At 65.2% G+C, this 21,891-nt stretch carries 20 protein-coding genes and 1 pseudogene; 14 read left to right on the forward strand and 7 right to left on the reverse strand.

The window, feature by feature from the left end:
• Positions 1-9: 9 nt before the first annotated feature.
• Genes E8F06_RS24035 through E8F06_RS24060 form a run of 6 tightly spaced genes read left to right on the forward strand, consistent with a single transcriptional unit; the run spans position 10 to position 5,179 of the window.
• Positions 10-426 (forward strand): VOC family protein, encoded by a 417-nt coding sequence (locus tag E8F06_RS24035; RefSeq protein ID WP_199824582.1) that lies wholly within the window; start codon positions 10-12, stop codon positions 424-426.
• Between the two features lie 25 nt (positions 427-451).
• Positions 452-1,267: an SDR family NAD(P)-dependent oxidoreductase gene (locus E8F06_RS24040; RefSeq protein ID WP_280371749.1), complete on the forward strand. Its 816-nt coding sequence runs from the start codon at positions 452-454 to the stop codon at positions 1,265-1,267.
• A gap of 35 nt (positions 1,268-1,302) precedes the next feature.
• Positions 1,303-2,319 (forward strand): Rieske 2Fe-2S domain-containing protein, encoded by a 1,017-nt coding sequence (locus tag E8F06_RS24045; protein ID WP_179058877.1) that lies wholly within the window; start codon positions 1,303-1,305, stop codon positions 2,317-2,319.
• Positions 2,316-3,269 carry a PDR/VanB family oxidoreductase gene (locus tag E8F06_RS24050; protein WP_280371752.1) on the forward strand — a complete coding sequence of 318 codons (954 nt, stop codon included), beginning with the start codon at positions 2,316-2,318 and terminating at the stop codon, positions 3,267-3,269. Before E8F06_RS24045 ends, E8F06_RS24050 begins: the two co-directional genes overlap by 4 nt.
• Positions 3,270-3,284: 15 nt before the next feature.
• A complete protein-coding gene (locus E8F06_RS24055; RefSeq protein WP_280371754.1) occupies positions 3,285-4,184 on the forward strand; it encodes a cation transporter in 900 nt (299 codons plus the stop codon).
• 23 nt (positions 4,185-4,207) lie between these two features.
• A complete protein-coding gene (locus E8F06_RS24060) occupies positions 4,208-5,179 on the forward strand; it encodes a methyl-accepting chemotaxis protein (RefSeq protein WP_280371756.1) in 972 nt (323 codons plus the stop codon).
• A gap of 161 nt (positions 5,180-5,340) precedes the next feature.
• On the opposite strand, the gene E8F06_RS24065 is transcribed toward E8F06_RS24060, so the two are convergent.
• The gene (locus E8F06_RS24065) at positions 5,341-6,141 is read right to left on the reverse strand and encodes an aminoglycoside phosphotransferase family protein (RefSeq protein ID WP_280371758.1); all 801 of its coding nucleotides are present in this window, start codon (positions 6,139-6,141) and stop codon (positions 5,341-5,343) included.
• Positions 6,142-6,383: 242 nt separating this feature from the next.
• On the opposite strand from E8F06_RS24065, the gene aroQ reads away from it, so the two are divergent.
• Positions 6,384-6,827 carry a type II 3-dehydroquinate dehydratase gene (gene aroQ, locus E8F06_RS24070; RefSeq protein ID WP_280371760.1) on the forward strand — a complete coding sequence of 148 codons (444 nt, stop codon included), beginning with the start codon at positions 6,384-6,386 and terminating at the stop codon, positions 6,825-6,827.
• A gap of 5 nt (positions 6,828-6,832) precedes the next feature.
• Entirely contained in the window at positions 6,833-7,690 is an 858-nt protein-coding gene (locus E8F06_RS24075) for a shikimate dehydrogenase (protein WP_280371761.1), read from the forward strand.
• Between the two features lie 253 nt (positions 7,691-7,943).
• Here E8F06_RS24075 and E8F06_RS24080 read toward each other — a convergent pair whose 3' ends face one another.
• Positions 7,944-8,714: an IclR family transcriptional regulator C-terminal domain-containing protein gene (locus E8F06_RS24080; RefSeq protein ID WP_280371763.1), complete on the reverse strand. Its 771-nt coding sequence runs from the start codon at positions 8,712-8,714 to the stop codon at positions 7,944-7,946.
• A 142-nt stretch (positions 8,715-8,856) separates the two neighbouring features.
• Between E8F06_RS24080 and E8F06_RS24085 the strand changes: the two genes are divergently transcribed.
• Genes E8F06_RS24085 through E8F06_RS24100 form a run of 4 tightly spaced genes read left to right on the forward strand, consistent with a single transcriptional unit; the run spans position 8,857 to position 13,462 of the window.
• Complete coding sequence (locus E8F06_RS24085) at positions 8,857-9,666, forward strand: shikimate dehydrogenase (protein WP_280371764.1); 810 nt, start codon at positions 8,857-8,859, stop codon at positions 9,664-9,666.
• 10 nt (positions 9,667-9,676) lie between these two features.
• Positions 9,677-11,395, forward strand: a complete 1,719-nt coding sequence (locus E8F06_RS24090) for an FAD-binding protein (RefSeq protein WP_280371766.1) — start codon at positions 9,677-9,679, stop codon at positions 11,393-11,395.
• A 10-nt stretch (positions 11,396-11,405) separates the two neighbouring features.
• Positions 11,406-11,726, forward strand: a complete 321-nt coding sequence (locus tag E8F06_RS24095) for an NIPSNAP family protein (RefSeq protein ID WP_280371768.1) — start codon at positions 11,406-11,408, stop codon at positions 11,724-11,726.
• Entirely contained in the window at positions 11,723-13,462 is a 1,740-nt protein-coding gene (locus E8F06_RS24100) for an FAD-dependent oxidoreductase (RefSeq protein ID WP_280371770.1), read from the forward strand. The genes E8F06_RS24095 and E8F06_RS24100 overlap by 4 nt, the downstream gene beginning before the upstream one ends.
• On the opposite strand, the gene E8F06_RS24105 is transcribed toward E8F06_RS24100, so the two are convergent.
• Both E8F06_RS24105 and quiC read right to left on the reverse strand, forming a co-directional pair.
• Positions 13,404-14,072, reverse strand: coding sequence for a TetR family transcriptional regulator (locus E8F06_RS24105; RefSeq protein ID WP_280371772.1), 669 nt, complete (start codon positions 14,070-14,072; stop codon positions 13,404-13,406). The two genes, E8F06_RS24100 and E8F06_RS24105, sit on opposite strands and share 59 nt — an antisense overlap.
• A gap of 96 nt (positions 14,073-14,168) precedes the next feature.
• Positions 14,169-16,079 (reverse strand): 3-dehydroshikimate dehydratase QuiC, encoded by a 1,911-nt coding sequence (quiC, locus tag E8F06_RS24110; protein WP_280371773.1) that lies wholly within the window; start codon positions 16,077-16,079, stop codon positions 14,169-14,171.
• A gap of 676 nt (positions 16,080-16,755) precedes the next feature.
• Between quiC and E8F06_RS24115 the strand changes: the two genes are divergently transcribed.
• Positions 16,756-18,132, forward strand: a complete 1,377-nt coding sequence (locus tag E8F06_RS24115) for an MFS transporter (RefSeq protein WP_280371776.1) — start codon at positions 16,756-16,758, stop codon at positions 18,130-18,132.
• Between the two features lie 546 nt (positions 18,133-18,678).
• Here the strand turns inward: E8F06_RS24115 and E8F06_RS24120 are convergent.
• The 3 genes and pseudogenes from E8F06_RS24120 to E8F06_RS24130 form a co-directional block, all read right to left on the reverse strand.
• A pseudogene (locus tag E8F06_RS24120) lies at positions 18,679-19,556 on the reverse strand (DMT family transporter).
• A 52-nt stretch (positions 19,557-19,608) separates the two neighbouring features.
• Positions 19,609-20,424, reverse strand: a complete 816-nt coding sequence (locus E8F06_RS24125; RefSeq protein ID WP_280371778.1) for a sugar phosphate isomerase/epimerase — start codon at positions 20,422-20,424, stop codon at positions 19,609-19,611.
• A gap of 239 nt (positions 20,425-20,663) precedes the next feature.
• Positions 20,664-21,440, reverse strand: coding sequence for an IclR family transcriptional regulator (locus E8F06_RS24130; RefSeq protein WP_280371780.1), 777 nt, complete (start codon positions 21,438-21,440; stop codon positions 20,664-20,666).
• Positions 21,441-21,716: 276 nt separating this feature from the next.
• Here E8F06_RS24130 and E8F06_RS24135 point away from each other — a divergent pair, with 276 nt between their 5' ends.
• Positions 21,717-21,887 (forward strand): hypothetical protein, encoded by a 171-nt coding sequence (locus E8F06_RS24135; RefSeq protein ID WP_280371783.1) that lies wholly within the window; start codon positions 21,717-21,719, stop codon positions 21,885-21,887.
• The last annotated feature ends 4 nt before the right edge of the window (positions 21,888-21,891 follow it).

The following is a 21,891-nucleotide window of genomic DNA, read 5'->3' on the forward strand; positions in this document are numbered from 1 at the left end:
AGCCATCCCATGCTCAAGCTCAAACGCCTCGACAACATGGACATCCTCACCAACGACGTTCAGCGCCTGGTGGACTTCTACCACGGCACCCTGGGCCTCGGTTTCTTCCTGCCTTACGTGGCCGAAGAGAAGTGGGCCGCCATCGAGATGGGCAACGTCACCCTGTACATCTTCCACACCACCGATACGACGCCTGTGGAACGTCGCACCGCCGTGAACCTGGAAGACAAACCGGGCTTCGACTCCTTCGCCTTCGAGGTGGAGAGCCTCGACGCCGCCCTCGACTACCTCCACGGCAAAGTGGAATGGGTCACCGCCGAGCCCATCGAGTGGCAGCATCCCAACGGCACCCACTACCGCTACCGCCCGATGTTCGACCCGGACGGCAACATGCTCTACGTCACCGAACCGCACAAGACCGTCTGACCGCCTCAACCACCGGAGAAATCCCATGACTGCTGCAACCCAAGGGGCCCTGGCTACCCAGGCGCCCGAGGCGGTGCTCGCCCTGTCGCCGGCCGCCCAACGCCTGGAAGGCCGTGTCGCCCTCATCACCGGAGCCGGCCGTGGCGCCGGCCGTGCCCACGCCCGCCTGCTGGCGTCCCGTGGCGCGGCGGTGGCCATTGTCGATATCGACGAAGACGTGGCCCGCGCCACCGCTGCTGAAATCGAAGCCGCCGGTGGCCGCGCCATCGCCCTGGTGGCCGATATCACCGAGCGCAATCTGGCCGAACGCCTGGTGGCCGAGGTGGCCGAAACCCTCGGCGGGATCGACATCCTCGTGCACAACGCCGGGATGATGTACTCGCTCAAAGGGCTCGCCGACACCGATGACGCCAACTTCGACCGCCTGCTGGCGATCAACGTCCACGCCCCGCTCTACCTCACCCGCGCCGCCCTGCCGCACCTGCGCAAGAGCCGCGCCCCGCGGGTGATCTTCATCAACTCGCAATGGGGCCAGGTGCCGGATGGCCACTCCTACGGCTACATGGTGGGCAAGGCCGCGCAGCTAGGCCTGATGAAGACCATGGCCAAGGAATTCGTCAGCGAAGGAATCCTGGTCAACGCCATCACCCCCGGCGCCATCCTCACCCGCATGGTCCCCGAGGAATACATCCAGGGCGAGAAGGCCAACATCCCGCTGGGCCGCCTGGTCCACCCCGAGGAAATCGCCGCCGCCGTGGCCTTCCTCGCCTCCGACGAAGCCGCGTTCATCACCGGCCAGGCTCTGCCGGTGAATGGTGGCGCCCTGGTCGTCGGCATCTGACCCCACAACAAGAATTACGCCGTGAGGATTCACCCATGACTACTGCACTCCCCCAGCGCCAACGCGCCGAACAGGCCATGCGCCGCCAATGGTTCCCGGTCGCCCGTTCGGCCGACCTGGCCACCCCGCAATCCGCCACCCTGCTGGGGCAGCGTCTGGTGGTGTACCGCACCGAGTCCGGCAAGGCGGTGGTGCAGGACGCCCGCTGCCCGCACCGTGGCGCCGACTTCGCCTTGGGCAAGGTGCATGGCGAGAACATCGCCTGCCCCTACCACGGCTGGCAGTTCAGCGCCGAGAGCGGCAAGTGCAGCCACATCCCATCCCTGGAAGACCAGTGCAAGATTCCGCCCCAGGCGGCCATCAAGACCTACCCGGCCATCGAGCGCTTCGCCCATGTCTGGACCGTGCTGGAAGAGCCCGCCACCGAGCTCTACGCCCCCGAGCAATGGAGCAATCTGGAGCTGGACTGGCTGGCCGCCACGCCGCTGGAATCCCCAACCGGCGTGGCCGTGGCCATCGAGAACTTCCGCGACGTGGCGCACTTTCCCTTCGTCCACGAAGTCTCCATGGGCCCCAGCAAGCACGTGGTCGAGCCGCTGAACGTCAAGCGCGAAGGCCTGGATATCTGGATGCAGCGTCCGCTGGATGCCGGCGACGGCGACTGGGCCAACGATGGCGACTGCATGATGTTCTACCACTGCGTCGCACCGGGCCTGGCCAGCATCACCTATGACTACGAGCGCCTCGGCAAGCGCATCGTCGCCGGCTTCCCCAGTCCGGTGGCCTATGACGAAGTGAAGATTTTCTGGGGCGTGGCCAACGAGCGCGACTACAAAGGCCTGGGTCTCGAGGAATGCCTGCGCATCGAGGAGATGGTCTACCTCGAAGACATGCCCATCGCCGCCGGCATCTGGCCGCGCGAGATCGATTGGGACGGCGTCTTCGTCGAGCACTCGGTACCGGCCGACCTCTTCACCCTCAACTACCGCCGTGCCTTCCGCGAGTTCATCGAACGCGCCAACCAGCCGGTGGCACCGCAGGTGGCGTCGTGAACGGGCAGGTCGAGGTCCTGATCACCTGCATGCGGCTGGAGGCCGAAGGCGTGATCTCCCTCGAACTGCAAACACCGGAGCGCACCCCGTTCCCGGAATGGAGCGCGGGCTCACACATCGACCTGCTGCTGCCCTCCGGCCTGGTGCGCCAGTACTCGTTGCAGGGCGACCCGCGCGACCGCTCGCGGCTGTCCATCGGCGTATTGCTGGAAGCCAAGGGACGTGGCGGCTCGCGGGAAGTGCACGAGCACCTGCGGGTGGGTCAACGCATCGCCATTCGCGGCCCGCGCAATGCCTTCCCGCTCGCCGCTGGCCAGCGCTACCTCTTCGTTGCAGGGGGGATCGGCATCACGCCGATCCTCGCCATGGCCCGCGAGGTCCAGCGCGCCGGTGCCGACTGGCAGCTCATCTATGGCGGTCGTTCGCGGCGCTCCATGGCCTTCATCGATGAATTGCTGGCCCTCGGCGGTGATCGCGTATCCATCCAGCCGGCGGATGAAACCGGGCTGCTGGACCTGGAAGAAATTGCCGCCCGCGCAGCCGACGGTCGTCATGTCTACAGCTGTGGCCCGGCGCCGTTGCTGGATGCGCTGACCGAGCGCTTCAAAGTGGACGGCCTGGCCGACCGTCTGCATCTGGAGCGCTTCGCCCCGGCAGCGCCCGCGCCCTGTGCCGGCAATGGCCAGGGCCTGACGCTGATCCTCGCCCGCAGCGGTCGCGAAGTCGTGGTGCCGGACGAGCTTTCGGTCATGCAGGCCCTGCGCGAAGCCGGCTGCAACGTGTCGTCCTCCTGTGAACAGGGCGTGTGCGGCATGTGCGAAACCCGCGTACTGGCCGGTGAAATCGATCACCGCGACATGCTGCTGACGGACGCCGAGCGCGAGCGCAACAACGTCATGATGGTCTGCGTCTCCCGCGCACGGACCCCGACCCTCACCCTGGACCTTTGAAGGAGGCATCTCGGGATGGCCGGGATCGAACAACACGTGCTCAAGGTGTCGATCCTGGCCACCGCCCTGGTGGCCTGTGGCGGCATCACCTTCGGTCTCTGGGCCGGCTCGCAGTCCATCGTCTTCGATGGGCTGTTCAACGCCATCGACTCCTGCATGGCGATGCTGTCGCTGATGGTCTCGCGGCTTCTGGTGAAGCAACCGGGCCGGCGGTTCCAGCAGGGTTACTGGCATTTCGAACCGCTGGTACTGGCGCTCAACGGCAGCGTACTGGTGCTGCTGTGCGTCTATGCGCTGATCAACTCGGTCAGCGGACTGTTGCGCGGCGGGCATGCGCTGGCCTTCGACGCGGCGCTGATCTACGCCCTGATCACCCTGGCCTGTTCGGCCCTGATGCTCGGCTACCAGCGGCGTCGCAACCGCAGCCTGAAGTCCGAATTGATCCAACTCGACATCCAGAGCTGGCTGATTTCCACCCTGATCACCGCCGCACTGCTGCTGGCCTTTGCCACGGGGTTCGCCCTGCAAGGCACGCCCTGGCAATGGCTCACGCCCTATATCGATCCGGCCATCCTCGCCCTGCTCTCCCTGCTGCTGATCCCCGGCCCGCTGCGCACCGTGGTGAAAGCGGTGAAGCAGGTCCTGCGAATCACCCCCGAGTCACTGGACGAGGAAATCACCGGGCTTATGACGGGCATGACGCGGCGCTATGGCTTCGAGTGCAGCTCCCATTCCGTGGCCCAGATTGGCCGGGGGCTGTTCGTGGAAATCCAGATCGTGCTGCCCGAGGCCATGGACCGCTGGCGCGTTTCCGAGCTGGACGCCTTGCGCGCTGAGATTGCCGCCGCCATTGGCCGTGAAGGCCCCAACCGCTGGCTGGCGATCGCCTTTACCCGCGACCGCCGCTGGATCTGAATCAACCCCATCGAGAACTGACCATGTGGTTCCAGACTGAATCCGCGCGGCTGGTGCCGCAGCTGTCCGAATGGATCGCCCGCCTGCTCAACGGCCAGCCCATCGAGCCCAGTGGGCAGTTGGCCGTTCACCCCTCGCTGCGCCAGTCGCTGGAACGCCTGCAACTGGCCTGGCGGCAACAGCGCGCGGCGCTCGACAACCACGAACCGCCGCCCTGCACGGAAGAAGAATTCACCACCCTGCAGCGTCAGCTCGATGTCGGCCTCGACCAGCAGGTGCTGCTCCAGGCTCAGCTCGACGCCGCGCGCCAGCTCCTGGGTGAACAGCAACAGCGCCTCGCGGGCTGGGACCAGGAACAGCGCGCCTGGGAGCTGACCCGCCAGACCCTCACCGAAGGCAGCTGGGACCTGCTGGTGGCAAACGGCGACCCGGACCATCCGCAAAGCCGCATACGCTGGTCCGAGCAGTTCTGCGCGCTGGTCGGCCATAGCCGCAGCGAACTGCCCGATGGCTGGGACAGCTACAACCAGATCACCAACGCGGATGACCTGAAGGTGGTGATGCGGCACTTCGGCGAGCTGGTCCGCGATCCTTCGCCAGACGCTTCCTACGTGGCCGAGTACCGCATGCGCCACAAGACCCGTGGCGATATCTGGTTCCGTGAACGGGCCCGCTGCCTGCGGGACGAGCGTGGTGTGCTGCTGAGAGTGACCGGCGCGGTACGCGACATCAGCGATGAGAAGCAGGCCGAAGCCGCGCGCCAACGGGAACAGGCGGCGATGCAAGCCACCTACGACCAGATCGCCCAGGTGGTGGGCGTGATCAAGGCCATCGCCGACCAGACCAACCTGCTGGCCCTCAACGCAGCCATCGAAGCGGCCCGCGCCGGGGAAGTCGGGCGGGGCTTCTCGGTGGTGGCGGACGAAGTGAAGAACCTGGCCCGCCGAACCCGAGTCGCCACCCAGGAGATCCAGGACATGCTGAAGCGGCGATAGGCCTTTACGGAGTGTCAGCTCTTTGTGGGGGCGAATTCATTCGCTAACCGGGCCGCAGGTCCGGCTGTCGATGCTGTCGGGGGATGCTGCGCATCCCATTGCGATTGAAATCGCCCCCACAGAGTGGAGTGCCGGTGTTTCTGTGGGAGCGAATTTCGCGTTCAGCTACCAAGTGCCTCGATCGCCAATCGCGCCACAGCCAAGTCCGACTCTGCGGATGTGGCATCCCCATCCTCCAGGAACCAGGCGGCGGAGAGCCCCGCATAGGCCAGCACCCAGCGCAGCAGCCGCTCCCGCCCCAAACCGGAGGCTTCGGCGATCACCGCCACCTGACGGGCGAAGCGCTCGGGACGGGTCACGGTGGGCAGCTCGGGATTGCAGATCATGTTCGCGTAGTCGTAACCGCGATCACCGATCACTCGTTTCGGGTCGATGGCCAGCCAGCCGCGCGCGCCGAAATCCAGCACGTTCTCGTGGTGGATGTCGCCATGCAGCACCACCACTTCGCGCTGGGAACCCAGTAGTTCGCGGGCGACACCGGCAGCTTCGGCGAACAGCCCTCCCCGTTGCCGCGCCGCCGGCCACAACGAACGGAACCATTCTTCCAGGGTGGCCAGCTCCGGCGCTGGGGTCGGCCTCGGTGCATGCAGCCGGGCAATGGTGGCGCAGGCGATCCGGCAGGCCTCGTCGTCTTGTCCCTCCAGGGCCATGCGTATCAGCGATCCGGGGCCGGTTGCCCGCTCCATCAATAAGGCATCGCCCTCGAGCCGATAGACCTGCGCCGCGCCTTCGCCATCCCACCAGCGCATCACCTGCGCGCCTACTTTCTCTTCACTGTCCCGGGCGATCTTCAACATCGCCGGCAATCCGTCGAACCGTACGGGCAGCAGATCGCTGCCGGGCGTACGGATGGGCTCGCCGTCGGGTTGCAGGTTCCATTTCGTCAGGTAGGGCTCGAACACGGCCTTGTGCTCCTTGCGGGTGATCGTCAGACCCAGCCATCTCGGACCGGGTGCGCCATGGTAGCCAGAATTCCCCTGTCGGTTGCCACCGTCCTGGCATGGTCATTATCGCTTTACCCGTCCGATTACCGCACAAAACCCCGAGCGACAAATTGACGTAATTAACTGGTTAGTACATTTTCATTGTCATCCCGCTCCGGCTATCCGGACGGAGCCAGAACAACAATGGAGATACCGCTGTAATGACCCGCACCGTCCTGGTTCTCAACGGTCCGAACCTCAATATGCTCGGCACCCGCGAACCCGCCACCTATGGCCACGAAACCCTCGCCGACATCGCCGCCCAGTGCAGTCGCACTGCCGCCGGCCTGGGTTTCGAGGTGGACTTCCGCCAGACCAACCATGAAGGCGAGCTGATCGACTGGATCCACCAGGCTCGCGGTCGTTGCGCCGGCATCGTCATCAACCCCGCCGCCTGGACCCACACCTCGGTCGCCCTTCGTGATGCCCTGGTAGCCAGCGAGCTGCCGGTGATCGAGGTGCACCTTTCCAACGTGCACAAGCGCGAGGAATTCCGTCATCACTCCTTCGTTTCCGCCATCGCCGTCGGTGTGATCTGCGGCCTCGGCAGCCAGGGCTACAGCCTGGCTTTGCAGCACCTCGGCCAACTGTTCTCCAGGGGTTGAGCGCCATGTCCCAACACAATCAATCCATCCTTGCCGGCCTGATCGGCGCGGGTATCCAGGCTTCCCGCACGCCCGCCATGCACGAGCATGAAGGCGACGCCCAGGGCATCCGCTACCTCTATCGGTTGATCGACCTCGACCAGCTGAAACTCGACATCAGCGCCCTCCCCGACCTGCTCAGCGCCGCCGAGCACATGGGCTACACCGGGCTGAACATCACCTTCCCCTGCAAGCAGGCGATCATCCCGCTGCTGGACGAACTCTCGCCCGAAGCTTCCGGTATCGGCGCGGTGAACACCGTGGTGCTCAAGGACGGCAAGCGTGTCGGCCACAACACTGATTGCCTGGGCTTCGGCGAAGGTTTCCGCCGTGGCCTGCCAGACGTTCAGCGCCGCCAGGTGGTGCAGATGGGCGCCGGTGGCGCGGGTTCCGCCGTGGCCCATGCCCTGCTTGCAGAAGGCGTCGAGCGCCTAACCCTGTTCGAAGTGGACGCCGTTCGCGGTCAGGCCCTGGTGGACAGCCTCAACGCGAATTTCGGTGCCGGTCGTGCCGCCCTTGGTACGGACCTGCCCAACGCCATGGCCGAGGCTGACGGCTTGGTGAACACCACGCCCATCGGCATGGCCAAGCTGCCCGGCACTCCGGTGCCGGCTGAGCTGCTGCGCCCCGAGCTGTGGGTGGCGGAGATTATCTACTTCCCGTTGGAAACCGAACTGCTGCGCGATGCCCGCGCCATCGGCTGCTGCACCCTGGACGGCGGCACCATGGCGGTGTTCCAGGCCGTGAAAGCCTTCGAGCTGATCAGCGGCCGCAGCGCCGATGCCGAGCGGATGATGGCGCACTTCGCCAGTATGAATGGCTGATTCGAACCGAGCATCATTCCCACTGTACGGGCGACTTCAGTCGCCAACCGGGCCGCAGGTCCGGCCACCAGATAGGGGGCGGCTGCGCCTCCCTCGGCGAATGAATTGGCTATGTCTGCGTTAGCTGTTGCCAGAGATCGACCATCGGTCCAGGTGCCTTGTAGGAGCTAGCTTGCTAGCGAAAAGGGGCCATTCGCTGGCAAGCCAGCTCCTACTGGCAATACACAGCGAATGAATTCGCCCCTACAAGGCATCAATCCAGCACCGGTTTGAGTAGCGCCTGCGCCTCGTACAGCGGCATCAGGTAACGCTGTCGCATCTCGTCGCCGCTCATCCGTGAAGCGTGGGTGGTGATGGTGAGACTGGCCTTCAGTTCACCCTTGCGATTGGTCAGCGGCACGCCCAGCACGCACATGCCCGCCTCGTATTCCTGGTCCACCACGGCGAAGCCCTGGGCCGCGACCTTCTTCAATTCCGCCTTCAGCTCGTCGATACCGGTGCGCGTGAAAGGCGTCAGCTGGCGAAGCGCGACCCGCGAGAAATAAGCCTCCAGTTCCCCTTCGGAAAACGCTGCCAGCCAGATACGTCCGCTGGCCGTGCAGTACATCGGCATCCGCGAGCCGGGGCGGATCGATAGCGAGGCGATGTGGCTGTAGCGGCTGCGGACGATATGCACGATGTCATCGCCGTCGCGCAGCCCTACCGAGACGTGCTCCTGGGTGGTCCGCGCCACCTGCTCGACGATGGGCCGCAGCATGCGCGGCAATTGCGCCGAGTCCACATAGGCCTGGCCGATGCGCAAGGCCTTGGCGGTCAGCCAGTAATGGCGCCCATCAGTTTCGGCGAAGCCTTCGTGCACCAGGGTCAGCAGGAAACGTCGCGCTGCGCTGGACGTCATCCCGGACATGGCCGCCGCTTCCGGCACGCTGAGGCGCGGGTGGTCGACGCTGAACAGCTGCATCAGCGCCAGGCCTTTCTGCAGTCCGGCAATCAGGTCTCGCTGGTGAATGACCGGCGTCTTCATTCCTTCACTCCGTTGATTTCGCCAAAGACTGCGATTATCGCAGCGTCGTTGCGATAAACAACCTAAATGCCCTTCTGTTTCATTGGCCGCTTCCTGGGCGCTGGCAATACTGCCGGCACAACAACAAGCCCAGGAGATCAGCATGATCCGTGGTTCGACCGCGCTGGTGGCCATCATCGGCAGCCCCATCGCCCAGGTGAAATCGCCGGAAAACTTCAACGCCTGGTTCACCGAGAACGGCCAGGACCTGGCGATGATCGCCGTGGACATGGCCGAGCAGAATCTCGCCACCTTCATCCAGTCCCTGCGCGGCTGGAAGAACCTGCGTGGCTGTGTCGTCACCGTGCCCTACAAACAAGTGCTCGCCAGCCTGCTCGACCAGCTCAGCCCCCGCGCCGCTGCCCTGGGTTCGGTGAACGTGATCCGCCGCGAGGCCAACGGCCGCCTGCTGGGCGACAACGTCGATGGCGAGGGCTTCCTCAAGGCCGCCCGCTCCCACGGCTTCCAGCCGGACGGACGCCGTGCGCTGGTGGTGGGCTCCGGCGGCGTCGGTGCGGCCATCGCCTACTCGCTGTGCGAAGGCGGCGTGCGCCAGTTGGTGATCGCCGACCTCGACGAGCCCCGCGCCGAAGCCCTGGCCGAACGCCTGAGCCAGGCGTTCCCCCAGATCGACATCGGCAACCAATACGAAAGCCTGGGTGCCTTCGACCTGGTGGCGAACGCCACGCCTGTGGGCATGGGCGGAACCGGTGAAATGCCCTTGCCCGGCGTGCTGCTGGAAACCCTTTCTCCTGACGCCCTGGTGGCCGACGTGGTGACGAGCCCGGTGGTAACGCCCTTGCTGGAACTCGCCCGGAGCCTGGGCTGCCGCATCCAGACTGGTCCGGAAATGGCCCGCGCACAGATGGGCAACCTTGGCGCCCACATGGGCGTGATGCCGCAGGACGCCTGAGGAGCCGCCCATGAACTCTGTCGTGCAGACACAAGCCCCCGAAAACCTCGCGGGCACCTGGGACCTGGTGGTGCTGGGCAGCGGTGCCGCCGCTTTTGCCGCAGCCACCACCGCCGCCTGCAAGGGCCTCAGCGTGCTGATGCTGGAGAAAGCGCCGCAGTTCGGCGGCACCTCGGCCATCTCCGGCGGCGCCGTGTGGATCTTCGATAGCGACCAGGCAAGGGCCGCCGGCGTCCAGGACAGCCCGGAAGCCATCCGCACCTACCTGAAGAAGACCATCGGCCCCGGCTATCGGCCCGACCTGGTGGACGCCTTTATCAGCAAGGGTCGCGAGGCGCTGCGCTTTCTCGAACAACACACCGAGCTGGCCTACGCCCTGCGTCCCTTCTCGCCGGACTACTACCCGCTGGAAGACGGCGCCACCGACCGGGGACGCGCCCTGGAAATGCTGGAGTACGACGGGCGCCACCTGGGCGCGCGCTTCAAGGACCTGCGCTGCCCGCCCGAAGGCATGCTGCTGTTCGGCGGCATGATGGTGAACCGCGTCGATATCCAGCACTTCCTCAGTTTCCGCCGCTCGCCCCGGTCCCTCTGGCATTGCCTGAAACTGATGGCCCGCTACGGCCTGGACCGTCTCAGCCATGAACGCGGCACCCGCCTGACCGTGGGCAACGCGATGATCGCGCGGCTGGCTACCACGGCCTTCGAAAAAGGCGTGGACCTCTGGTTGCGGACCAGCGCCGAGTCGCTGGTGATCGAATCAGGCCGAGTTGTCGGCGTTCGCCTGCTCAAGGATGGCCGCCCAGTCGAAGTGCGCAGCCGAGGTGGTGTGGTCTGCGCCATGGGCGGATTCGCTGCCGGAAAGTTGGCCGCCCGCTTTCGCCCGGATGCCGGCAGCGAACACCTGACCATGTCCCCCACCACCAACGACGGTGCTGCGCTACGCCTGGGCGCCGAAGTGAATGCCGCAACCGGAGCGAGCATGGCGGCCAACTTCTTCTGGGCGCCGGTATCGAAATTGCGCCGGCCCAACGGCGAAATCGAGCATTTCCCCCACCTGGTCACCGACCGCGCCAAGCCGGGAATCATTGCGGTGAACGGCGCCGGGCAACGCTTCACCAACGAAGCCAACTCCTACCACAGCTTCGTCCAGGCCATGCACCAGGAAGGCATCGCCACCTGCTGGCTGATCTGTGACGCCGAGGCCATGGGCCGCTACGGCATGGGCCTGGCTCGGCCGAACCCCGTGGACAACAGCGGTCTGATAGAAGCCGGCTACCTGTTCCGCGCCGACTCGGCCGAAGGGCTGGCCCGCGTCATTGGCGTCGATCCGCAGGGCCTTGCCGCAACGCTGGCGCGCCACAACGAGGATGCTCGCAGTGGGCAGGACAGCCAGTTCGGCAAGGGCGCCACCCGCTACAACCAGTCCCTCGGCGACCCACACCACAAGCCCAACCCCTGCCTGGCGCCGCTGACTCGCGCCCCCTGGTACGCAGTGCGTGTACACACCGGAGACCTGGGCTCGGCACGCGGCCTGGTCACCGACGCCACGGCCCGCGTGCTGGACCATCAGGGCCAGCCCATCGCCGGCCTGTACGCCGCCGGTAACGACATGAACTCGATCATGGACGGCACCTACCCCGGCCCCGGAATCACCCTGGGCCCGGGCCTGACCTTCGGCTACCTCGCCGCAAGCCATGCCGCCGAACACCTGCAATCCAACGCCTGAGGCAATCACCATGTATTACGAACTGCGCACCTACACCCTCAAGCCCACCAAAATGGCCGACTGGCTGGCCCTCTACCGCAGCCATTGCCTGGAACTACAGACCGAGCACCTCGGCCAACTGGTGGGCTTCTTTACCACCGAATTCGGCGAAGCCAACCAGGTGGTGCACATCTGGGCCTACGAGAGCCTCGACGACCGCATCGAACGCCGCGCGAAGATGGCTGCGGACCCGCGATGGGCCGAATTCGGCCGGCTGAACAAGGAACTGGACGCCGTGGTGCATCTGGAGTCGCGCCTGATGCGCCCCACCGGTTTCTCTCCCCTGCAATGAACACGGCGAACGAGCGTCACTGCGATGTGCTGGTGATCGGCTCCGGCGCCTCGGGCCTGGCGGCGGCGGTCACCACCGCCCATCAGGGCCTCGATGTGCTGGTGGCGGAAAAGACCGACCAGCTCGGCGGCACCAGCGCCTGGTCCGGCGGCTGGCTATGGATACCGCGCAACCCGCTGGCCCGGGCCGAAGGTATCGAGGACAGCGAACAAGCCGTCGAGACTTACCTGCGCGCCGAACTGGGCGTCGATGCGCTGGATGGGCGCCAACGGGCCTTTCTGCGCCACGGGCCGGAGATGGTCGAGTTCTTCCAGCGCTACACCCAGGTGCAGTTCCAGTCCGGTAGCCGTATGCCGGACATGCACGACTCCCCTGGTGCCGCGCGCGGCGGCCGCTCCCTCTGCGCCCTGCCCTTCGACGGTCGCCAGCTCGGCCCCTGGCTCCAAGCGCTGCGTCCACCGCTGGATCTGATCAGCCTGGGCGACATGGGCATCGCCGGCGGCGCCGACCTCGCGCACTTCCTCAATGCCAGCCGCTCGCCGCGCTCGGCCCTGTATGTCGCCGGACGCCTGCTGCGGCATTGGCGCGATCGCCTGCTGCATGGCCGTGGTCTGCATCTGGTCAACGGCAATGCCCTGGTGGCGCGGCTGTTGCGCAGCGCCCTCGACCTCGGCGTGAGCCTGGAAACCGTGGCCGCCGCCACGCAGCTTCTGCAGGATGGCCAACGCGTCGTGGGTGCGGAGCTGATGCAGGATGGCCGTAACTTCAAGGTGCTGGCGCGTCGGGGCGTGGTACTGGCCTGCGGTGGTTTTCCCCATGACCGCTTGCGCACTGCCAGGCTGTTCGGCCACGAGCATCTCTCCGCCGCACCGGACACCAATACCGGCGACGGTCTGCGCCTGGGCGAAACCGTGGGGGCGCAGGTGGCGGAAGACCTGTCGAGCCCAGCGGCCTGGGCGCCGGTGTCACGCGTGCCCCGAAGCGATGGCCGCTTCAGCGGCTTCCCCCACCTGATGGAGCGGGCCAAGCCGGGGTTCATCGCCGTGACGCGTCATGGCCGGCGCTTCACCAACGAGGCCGACTCCTATCACGACTTCATGAATGCCTTGTTCCGCACCACCCCGGCCGGGGAAGAACCCGCCGCCTGGCTGGTCTGCGACCACCGTGCACAACGCCGCTACGGCATCGGCTGGGCGCGCCCTTTTCCGTTCCCGACGGGACGCTACGTGCGTAACGGTTACCTGAAGAAGGCGGCCAGCCTTGCAGAACTGGCCCGTCTTTGCGGAATCGACGGGGAACGACTGCAAGCCACGGTGGCCGCGTTCAACGCCGATGCAGAACGGGGGATAGACCCGGAATTCCAGCGCGGCGCCTCGGCTTACAACCAGGCGCAGGGCGAACCCTTGCACGGACCTAACCCGTCGCTGGGCGCACTGGCCAAAGGCCCCTTCTATGCGCTGAAACTGGTACCCGGCAGCCTGGGCACCTTCGCCGGACTGCGCACCGATGCGTCTGCACGGGCGCTGGATGACCGGGGCGAAATCATCCCCGGTCTCTATGTGGTGGGCAACGATATGGCGAGCGTGATGGGTGGGCGTTACCCCAGTGGCGGAATCACCCTGGGGCCGGGCATGACCTTCGGTTACCTCGCCGGGCTGGACCTGGCTCGTCAGGAGGTCACGCCTGCAAGAAGCGCAGGACAGACTCGCAGATCATCTCCTTGTGCCGCGCCTTGATCTGCTCGTCCACCAGATCAATTTGGAAGATCTCGCCGAAGGTGTTGCGGTTGGAGACGCGGTAGAAGCAGAAGGAGCTGATCAACAGGTGCAGGTCGAGTGCGTCCAGGCCCGGACGGAACAGGCCTTCGGCTTCGCCACGGCGGAGGATTTCACCGAGGGCATCGAGGATGGTGGTGCTCATGGAGCGGATGGCCTTGGACTGCTTCACGTACTCGCCGTGGTGGATGTTCTCGATGCTGACGATGCGCACGAAGTCCACGTTACGGTCGTGGTGGTCGAAGGTGAATTCCACCAGGCGGCGGATCGCTTCGCGGGGTTCCAGTTCGGCCAGGTGGAGTTTGCCTTCGGTGCTGCGGATATCGCCGTAGAGCTTTTCCAGCACCTCGACGTAGAGCTGCTCCTTGCTGCCGAAGTAGTAGTAGATCATCCGCTTGGAGGTGTGCATGCGCTCGGCGATGGCGTCCACGCGGGCGCCGGAAAGGCCCTGCTGGACGAATTCGGTGATGGCCGCCTGAAGGATGTTCTCTCGGGTTTTCTCCGGGTTGTTCTTGCGCCCTTTACGAGGGGCCTCTGCGGGCAGGTCTTGGACTTCGGCAGTTATTGTCATTTTGGGCTCACGGCCAGCGGAAACTGGGTCGATTATGGGCTGGGCAGCGGCCGTAAGGAAGCCTGGCGCGGACGTGGCGCCAGGCTTCCACGCGGTCTACAGCTTGGCCTTGGCCAGGGCGCCGCTGCGCGCCTTGGCCATGGCCGCCAGGCGCACCGCGACGTTGGCCGCGCCGTAGCCAGCGTAGCCGTTCTTGCGCTGGAGGATTTCGAAGAAGAAGCGCCCCTCGAACGGCTCGGTGTAGACGTGGAACAGCTCGCCACCCTGGGCGTCACGGTCATACAGCACGTTGTAGTACGCCAGCTCGCTGAGGAACTCGTCGTCGAAGTCAAAGCGCGCGGCCAGGTCGTCGTAGTAGTTCAGCGGGATATCCAGGAGCGGCACGCCGGCGTCCTTGGCGCGACTCACCTCGGCAAAGATGTCCTCGCAGGAGAAGGCGATGTGGTGTGCGCCCGAGCCGCGGTAGCTGGACAGCGCGTGGGAGATGGCCGTGTTGCGGTTCTCCGAGATGTTCAGCGGCAGGCGGATGCTGCTGCAGCGGCTGCGGATGGCACGGCTCTTCACCAGCCCGTACGGGTCCGGCAGCACCACTTCGTCGTCGGCCTCGAAATCCAGCACGCTCTTATAGAACAGCACCCAGCTGTCCAGGCCATCGGCCGGCAGCGCCAGCGCCATGTGGTCGATGCGGTCGAGCTGACCAGTCTGCGCGGCGCCCGCGTCGAGGACGAAGTCGCTGTCATAGATGGTCTGCCCGGCCTGGGCCTGCTCCACCAGATAGATGAGGCTGCCATCCGGCGCGCGCACGGCGGGAATCTCGCGTTCGTTCGGGCCGACCAGGCCACGATAGGGCTGGCCCTTGAATTCGCGGGCACGCTCCAGGGCGCTCGCGCTGTCCTTGACCCGCAACGCGGTGGCGCACAGCGACGGGCCGTGGGCCTCGAAGTAGCCATGGGCGAACGAATAGGGTTCGGCGTTCAGCACGATATTGATGTCGCCCTGGCGCAGCAGGCTCACGTCCTTGGAGCGGTGCTTGCCGGCGCGGGCGAAGCCCAGGCGCTCCAGCCAGCCGGCCAGCTTCGCGCCCTGGTTCTCGTCCACGGCGAACTCGAGGAACTCCACGCCGTCGTAGCGGCTGGCCGGCGGTGGCGCGAAGAGGATGTCCCGGTTGGCTGGGGGAGTTGCGTCTTTTTCCAGCAGCTTGCGGGTCTTTTCTTCGAGATAGAGCAAGGAGCGCAGGCCATCGGCGGCATTTGCACGGGGTGGCGCGGCGCGGAAGCCGTCGTTGAAGATTTCCAGGGACAGCGGGCCGGTGTAGCCGCTGCGGATGATGGGCGCGAGGAAGCCCGCCAGATCGAACTCGCCCTGGCCGGGGAAGCAACGGAAATGCCGGCTCCATTCCAGCACGTCCATGGCCAGCAGGGGCGCGTCGGCCATCTGCACGAAGAAGATCTTGTCGCCCGGAATCTCAGCGATACCGCTCGGATCGCCCTTGATCGACAGGGTGTGGAAGCTGTCCAGCAATACGCCCAGAGCCGGATGATCGGCCTGGCGCACCAGATTCCAGACCTGCTGCCAGCTGTTCACATGACGGCCCCAGGCCAGAGCCTCGTAACCGATACGCAGGTTACGCGCGCCGGCGCGTTCGGCCAGCAGGCGCAGGTCGTCGACCAGAATTTCCTCGTCCGGCAGTGCATCGGGCTGGACGTTGCTGCACACCAGCACCAGGTCGGTACCGAGCTCCTGCATCAGGTCGAACTTGCGTTCGGCGCGGTCGAGGTTCTTCTGCAGGCGGTCGCGGCGGCAGCCTTCGAAATCACGGAACGGCTGGAACAGGGTGATGGCGATGCCGAGGTCCGCGCACATCTGGCGGATTTCGCGGGGGCTGCCGGCGTAGTAAAGGAGGTCGTTCTCGAAGATCTCGACGCCGTCAAAGCCGGCGGCGGCGATGGCCTCGAGTTTTTCCGGCAGGGTACCGCTCAGGGAGACGGTGGCAATGGAACGCTGCATGCTTCAGCTCCTGGTGGGTGGGCGCCGGCTCTGCGGTCATCGGCGGGGTCAGGCAGGGCGGCAGTTCACCTGTGGGGGCGAATTCATTCGCTATCGGCAGCGCAGCTGCCGTCATCGAGATGCCGAACCTTCGGTCCGGTCAGCGAATGAATTCGCCCCCACAAAAAGCCACCCGCACGGCTTGTTTTCGTAGCTGGATCGATTATTCGCGCGTAAAGTCAGCCCATCAATTCAATATGTACGAACCAGTTAGTTTTGTGTTCGATCAGCGAACAGAAGGCCGGTTATCGAATTGACGCTTTTTCGATCACTGCGCAACATGAACCCCATGTTGCAGGCAACCCACCGGGTGGCATCACTGCCCAGCCCAGTCACCCGGCAGGCCCTGCGATGGCAACCAAGTGTCACGACATAACAATTTCAAGAAACGGGTAACAGCTCATGCACATCACCAGCTACCTGATTGAAGCCCCCTCCTACAGCCGGCATGCCACGGCCCCCAGATCGAGTGCGACGCGATCGTCGCCACTCTGAACTGACTCCCTGACACAACTCGGACGGCGATAACCGGCCAGCTCCCCACGAGCAGCGCCGCGCCAGCGTGCACACATTCCAGCCAGGCCCCGCGCCGATGGGATGTGCGTCCGGCTACCTAACAAAAACAACGGAGACATCGATGGCCACCACCTCCAGCTCCCAAGCCAAGAAAGCAACTGCCAGCGGATGGATAGGCTCCGCCCTGGAGTACTACGACTTCTTCATCTATGCCCAGGCGGCAGCCCTGATCTTCCCGCAGATCTTCTTCCCCAACACCGATCCGAAAATGGCCATCATCGCCTCGCTGGCCACCTACGGCGTCGGCTACCTGGCCCGCCCGGTAGGCGCCTTCGTGCTGGGCCACTGGGGTGACACCCGCGGTCGCAAGAATGTGCTGCTGCTGTGCATGTTCCTGATGGGGCTCTCCACCATGGCCGTCGGCCTGCTGCCGACCTACCACGACATCGGCATGCTCGCGCCGGTGCTGCTGGTGCTGCTGCGCCTGGTCCAGGGCTTCGCCGTGGCCGGTGAGATTTCCGGTGCCAGCTCGATGATCCTCGAACATGCGCCATTCGGGCGGCGTGGCTACTACGCCAGCTTCACCCTGCAAGGCGTACAGGCCGGCCAGGTGATGGCGGCTGCCGTGTTCCTGCCGCTGGCCTACTTCATGCCGAGTGAGGCCTTCAACGAATGGGGCTGGCGGATTCCGTTCCTGATGAGCGCCTTCGTCCTGGTGGCCGGCTTCATCATCCGTCGCGAAGTCCATGAGACCCCGGCCTTCGTCAATGAAGAGAACCAGCAGAAAGTCGCCAAGTCGCCTGTAACCGAAGCCTTCCGCCACAGCTGGAAGTGCATGGTGCTGGTGATGTTCATGGCCCTGATGAACGTGATCCCGGTGGTGGCCACCATCTTCGGTGCCGCTTACGCGGTGCAGCCGGCCTACGGCATCGGCTTCGACAAGAGCGTCTACCTGTGGATTCCGGTGGTGGGCAACATCGTCGCCGTACTGGTCATCCCCTTCGTCGGCAACCTCTCCGACAAGATCGGCCGTCGCCCGACCATGATCGCCGGCTGCCTGGGCTCCGGCCTCCTGGCCTTCGTCTACCTCTACGCCATCAGCATCCAGAACGTGCCGCTGGCCTTCGCCACCTCGATCCTGATGTGGGGCATGGTCTACCAGGGCTACAACGCGGTATTCCCGAGCTTCTACCCGGAGCTGTTCCAGACCCGCTACCGCGTATCGGCCATGGCCATTGCACAGAACATCGGCACCATGCTCACCGCCATGCTGCCGGCTCTGTTCGCCGCCGTCGCCCCGCCCGGTTCGGACAACATCCCGGTGGTGATCGGCAGCCTGGCCTTCCTCATCACCTGCGTGTGCGCCCTGGCCGCCTACGTGGCACCGGAAACCCACCGCCTGGCCATGGAAGACCTCGGCAACCCGAACGCCAAGCCGATGGACAAGAACCAGTACGAGTCCAGCCGCCAGAACAGCATGCGCGCCGTCAGCCACTGATCGCGCCAGTTGCTAAAGAGAGAAGGCCCCGTATGGGGCCTTTTCTCTTTCTATCGGACAGAGTTCGATTGACCAGCGGGAGCGAATTCATTCGCAAAGTAGCTGAGCATCAAGCCAGCCTGTGGCAACCCTCACCCCCGGCCCCTCTCCCGCAAGCGGGCGAGGGGTGACTTCTGGCCCACCTCCGGCACAGTCCTGTGGGGGCGAATTTATTCGCGAAATGGTCGGCACCAAGCCAGCCGGTGGCCACCCTCACCCCCAGCCCCTCTCCCAGAGGGCGAGGGGTGACTCTCGGCCCACCTCCGGCACAGTCCTGTGGGGGCGATTTCAATCGCTAAGCAGGACGCAGTCCTGCCCTGTGGGAGTGAACTTATTCGCGAAAGGACCGGCCACCAAGCCAGCCGGTGACCACCCTCTCCCCCGGCCCCTCTCCCAGCGGGCGAGGGGTGACTCTCGGTCCACCTCCGGCACATTCCCGTAGGGGCGATTTCAATCGCCAAGCAGGACGCAGTCCTGCCCTTCCTTGTGAAAGCCAGCGCGCAGCCCTCACCTGCCTCGCTGCATCCAGGCCGCGCCAAGGCCACTCAGGCAGATGATGGCGATGCCGGCCAGGCTGGTGGCGTCCGGCGTGTGGGAGAAGATCAGGAAACCCAGCAGGCCGGCGAACACGATCTGGCAGTAGCCAAAGGGCGCCAGCAGGGCCGGAGCCGCCAGGCGAAAGGCCTGGGTCAGCAGCAGGTGGGCGGTCATCCCGGCACCGCCCAGGGCCAGCATCAGCAAGCCGTGGCCCAGGTTCGGCACCTGCCAGAAGAACGGCACCAAGGCGCTCATCGCCAGGGTATTGCACAGGCCGGCGAAGAAGTTGCTGGTGGTGGGGCTGTCGTGGGCCGCGACCTTGCGTGTGAGCAGCTGGTAGAAGCAGAAACCCAGGGCCGAACCGAAGGGAAACAGGATGGCCGGGGTAAACAGGTCGCCGCCGGGATGGACGACCACCAGAACGCCGACGAACCCCATCACCACCGCCGCCCACTGTCCCCTGGTGACCTTTTCCTTGAGCAGCGGTACTGACAGCGCCGTCACCAGGACAGGAGCGAGGAAGTTGACCGCCGTGGCCTCCGCCAGCGGAATGTATTGCAGGCCGGCAGTGAACAGCAGGCTGGTGCTGAGCAGGCTCAACGCCCGCAGCACCTGGAGCAACGGACGCCTGGTGCGCAATACGCGCAGACCCGCCTGGGGCAGGAATATCCCGGCCATCAGCAGTGTGTGCACCAGGTACCGGGCCCACACCACCATCACCACCGGATAGAGGCCGCCGAGGAACTTGGACAGGGCGTCATGCCCGGCGAAAAGGAAGGTGGCCAACAGCACAAGCAGGATCCCCGCAGCGGTTGGTTGGTACCGGACAGCGGAGTACTGGCGCTCATGGGTTGCTCGAAAAAAGAACGCGGCCCAGCCGGCCGCGCGAAGGGTGAAATCTCAGAGGCGTTGGAGCAGTGCCTGCGCCTTGTCCATGGCCATTTGCGCGCGCGTCCGGGCACTGACGCCCTGCTCCATCAGCTGTCGCGTGGGGATTTCCAGGCTCAGGGGAATGTTCGCTGGCAGCGCACGCAGCAGGCCGATCAGGTCGCTGTCGCCATCGCCTGGGAAACGCCGTTCATTGCGCGCCTGACGCAGGATTTCCTCCATGTCGTCCGGACGCGGCCCGGCCACATCGCAGAGCTGGACGTAACGAAGACGGGCCGGCGCGACCCGCGCCAGGTCGCCCAGGCACGACGCCGAACGGTTGAAGTGGAAGGCATCCACCAGCACGCCGCCGTTCTTCCGCCCCGCGTTCTCCACGATGCGTACCGCCTGGGTGAGATTGCGGGCGTCGGTCCAGGGCATGAATTCCAGGCTCGGATGAATCCCGAATTGCGCGGCCAGGTCGCAGAAGGCGGCGAAATTGTCGGTCAGGCGCGCCTCGTCGGCGTCGTTGCCTGCCACCAGCACCTCAGTGGCACCAAACTCGGCACCAGCCGCGAGGATCGGCTCGAAGTCGGGCACGTGGGTTTCCGCCTTTAGCCGCAGGATCTCGATATCCAACACCTGTACGCCGGTATCGCGCAGGCGCTCAAGGGTCTGGCGACGAAGCCCGACGTCGGCCACCAGCGGGAAGTGATGCTCTTCAGGGGTAGCCGGTACCAGACGCAGCCCGACGTGGCTGTAGCCGGTGCTCGCGGCCACTTCCACCATTTCTGGCGGCGAGAGTTCGAGGACAGTCAGAGCGGCGAGGGAGAAAACGCGTTCAGTCATGATCTTCTCGGAATCCAGTTCCACAATTGGATTCGCAATATTTAGAACGTAGTTCCAAATAATCTCAAGAAGTAAATTCGACCGACGCGACGAACGCGGGATTCGCGAATTTGTAGGAGGGAGGAGAAATCGGTAGGGGCGATCTCAATCGCCAGGCAGCCCGAAGGGATGCCCTGCGGACCAGCATGGGGCCGCTGCGCGGCCCTTTGGTGAATGAATTCGTCCCTACAGGAATGCAGTCAAACGAAGAACTCGGACGCCTGGCTGGCTGCCGAGAGTTCCGCCACGGCTTCCAGCAGGAGCGGCGCCACTTCATGCATGCGCTCCACCGGCAGGCGCGCGGTCGGGCCGGCGACGCTGAGTACACCGATGGCCTTGTCGGTACGCGGATCGCGCACCACCGCAGCCAGGGCTGACATGCCCACCGACGAGCTTTCCACGACCCAGGCATAACCATGCTCGCGAGCCATACGCAGGCGTTCCAGCAGTTCGATGTTGGAGCGCGGCGCGTTGGGCCCGAAGCTGGCCGGGTCGCCCACTCCCTGGCGCTCCACCAGACCCAGCGCCTCGGCGTCGCTCAGGCTGGCCAGCCAGGCATGGCCGGAAGCGGTGTAGAACAGCGGCGCATCGCGCCCCATGTCGGGGTCGTAGCGCAGGCCGGAACGCGCGCCCTGGGATTTGACGATCCAGGTCAGGCGATCCCCTTCGATCACCCCCAGGCGAACCAGCTCACCAGTCTCCCCGGCCAGGCGATCGAGGATCGGCTGGACGATGTCGGCGCCGCTGCTGGCCAGGTAGCGGAACGCCATTGCCACCAGCCGGGTGGACAACTGGTAGCGGCTGTTCTCCTGGTTCTGGCGCACGTAGCCCAGGCGGATCAGCTCGGCCAGCATGCGGTGGGTGGCGCTCTTGGGAATATCCAGCTCATCGGCCAAGGTCTGCATGGGCAGGCCGCGAGGGTCGCTGGTAAGACGTTCGATCAGGTTGAAGGCGCGTTCGATCTGGCTACCGGCCATGGGGGATAGGTCCTCCTGAGTGTGCGCCGATTCTAGAAGACAACACCCGTCTTACGAAACCTGGAACTGCGACAGCGCATTCATGCAGATCGGCACGAGAAATGTACGGAATGGTTAGTTTTAGTTCGATAATCGAACAAAAGCGCTTCCGGCGGATTGAACGCGGGACCTGCGGATTTCACTATCGGTTCCAGGCGCGAGGCGTTGCCGCAACCAGCCTGCGATCCCAGCAACGCCTCGCCTTTTACCGACATAAATACAAGAAAGGTCGAAACGATGTTCCAGCCCCGCACCTCCGATGCCTTGCCGCCCATACCCGGGCCACTCTTCGATTGCGCGTCGCCGTTCGCCTCCATTGCCCTGGTCCAGCTGGCCAACGGCGAGCATCTGGGCAACCGGCTGCAACGCGGTCTCGCCCGTCTGATCGAGCGCCGCAAAGTCCGCTGACGCC

The organism is Pseudomonas sp. BN411 (genome assembly GCF_029871235.1).
In the GTDB taxonomy this organism is placed as follows: Bacteria; Pseudomonadota; Gammaproteobacteria; order Pseudomonadales; family Pseudomonadaceae; genus Metapseudomonas.

What these genes read in the sequence shown, in the direction of transcription:
- E8F06_RS24035 (WP_199824582.1), top strand. Translation starts at nt 10, where the DNA reads ATGCTCAAGCTCAAACGCCTCGACAACATGGACATCCTCACCAACGAC.
- E8F06_RS24040 (WP_280371749.1), top strand. Translation starts at nt 452, where the DNA reads ATGACTGCTGCAACCCAAGGGGCCCTGGCTACCCAGGCGCCCGAGGCG.
- E8F06_RS24045 (WP_179058877.1), top strand. Translation starts at nt 1,303, where the DNA reads ATGACTACTGCACTCCCCCAGCGCCAACGCGCCGAACAGGCCATGCGC.
- E8F06_RS24055 (WP_280371754.1), top strand. Translation starts at nt 3,285, where the DNA reads ATGGCCGGGATCGAACAACACGTGCTCAAGGTGTCGATCCTGGCCACC.
- E8F06_RS24060 (WP_280371756.1), top strand. Translation starts at nt 4,208, where the DNA reads ATGTGGTTCCAGACTGAATCCGCGCGGCTGGTGCCGCAGCTGTCCGAA.
- aroQ (WP_280371760.1), top strand. Translation starts at nt 6,384, where the DNA reads ATGACCCGCACCGTCCTGGTTCTCAACGGTCCGAACCTCAATATGCTC.
- E8F06_RS24075 (WP_280371761.1), top strand. Translation starts at nt 6,833, where the DNA reads ATGTCCCAACACAATCAATCCATCCTTGCCGGCCTGATCGGCGCGGGT.
- E8F06_RS24080 (WP_280371763.1), bottom strand. Translation starts at nt 8,714, where the DNA reads ATGAAGACGCCGGTCATTCACCAGCGAGACCTGATTGCCGGACTGCAG.
- E8F06_RS24085 (WP_280371764.1), top strand. Translation starts at nt 8,857, where the DNA reads ATGATCCGTGGTTCGACCGCGCTGGTGGCCATCATCGGCAGCCCCATC.
- E8F06_RS24090 (WP_280371766.1), top strand. Translation starts at nt 9,677, where the DNA reads ATGAACTCTGTCGTGCAGACACAAGCCCCCGAAAACCTCGCGGGCACC.
- E8F06_RS24095 (WP_280371768.1), top strand. Translation starts at nt 11,406, where the DNA reads ATGTATTACGAACTGCGCACCTACACCCTCAAGCCCACCAAAATGGCC.
- E8F06_RS24100 (WP_280371770.1), top strand. Translation starts at nt 11,723, where the DNA reads ATGAACACGGCGAACGAGCGTCACTGCGATGTGCTGGTGATCGGCTCC.
- E8F06_RS24105 (WP_280371772.1), bottom strand. Translation starts at nt 14,072, where the DNA reads ATGACAATAACTGCCGAAGTCCAAGACCTGCCCGCAGAGGCCCCTCGT.
- quiC (WP_280371773.1), bottom strand. Translation starts at nt 16,079, where the DNA reads ATGCAGCGTTCCATTGCCACCGTCTCCCTGAGCGGTACCCTGCCGGAA.
- E8F06_RS24115 (WP_280371776.1), top strand. Translation starts at nt 16,756, where the DNA reads ATGGCCACCACCTCCAGCTCCCAAGCCAAGAAAGCAACTGCCAGCGGA.
- E8F06_RS24125 (WP_280371778.1), bottom strand. Translation starts at nt 20,424, where the DNA reads ATGACTGAACGCGTTTTCTCCCTCGCCGCTCTGACTGTCCTCGAACTC.
- E8F06_RS24130 (WP_280371780.1), bottom strand. Translation starts at nt 21,440, where the DNA reads ATGGCCGGTAGCCAGATCGAACGCGCCTTCAACCTGATCGAACGTCTT.
- E8F06_RS24135 (WP_280371783.1), top strand. Translation starts at nt 21,717, where the DNA reads ATGTTCCAGCCCCGCACCTCCGATGCCTTGCCGCCCATACCCGGGCCA.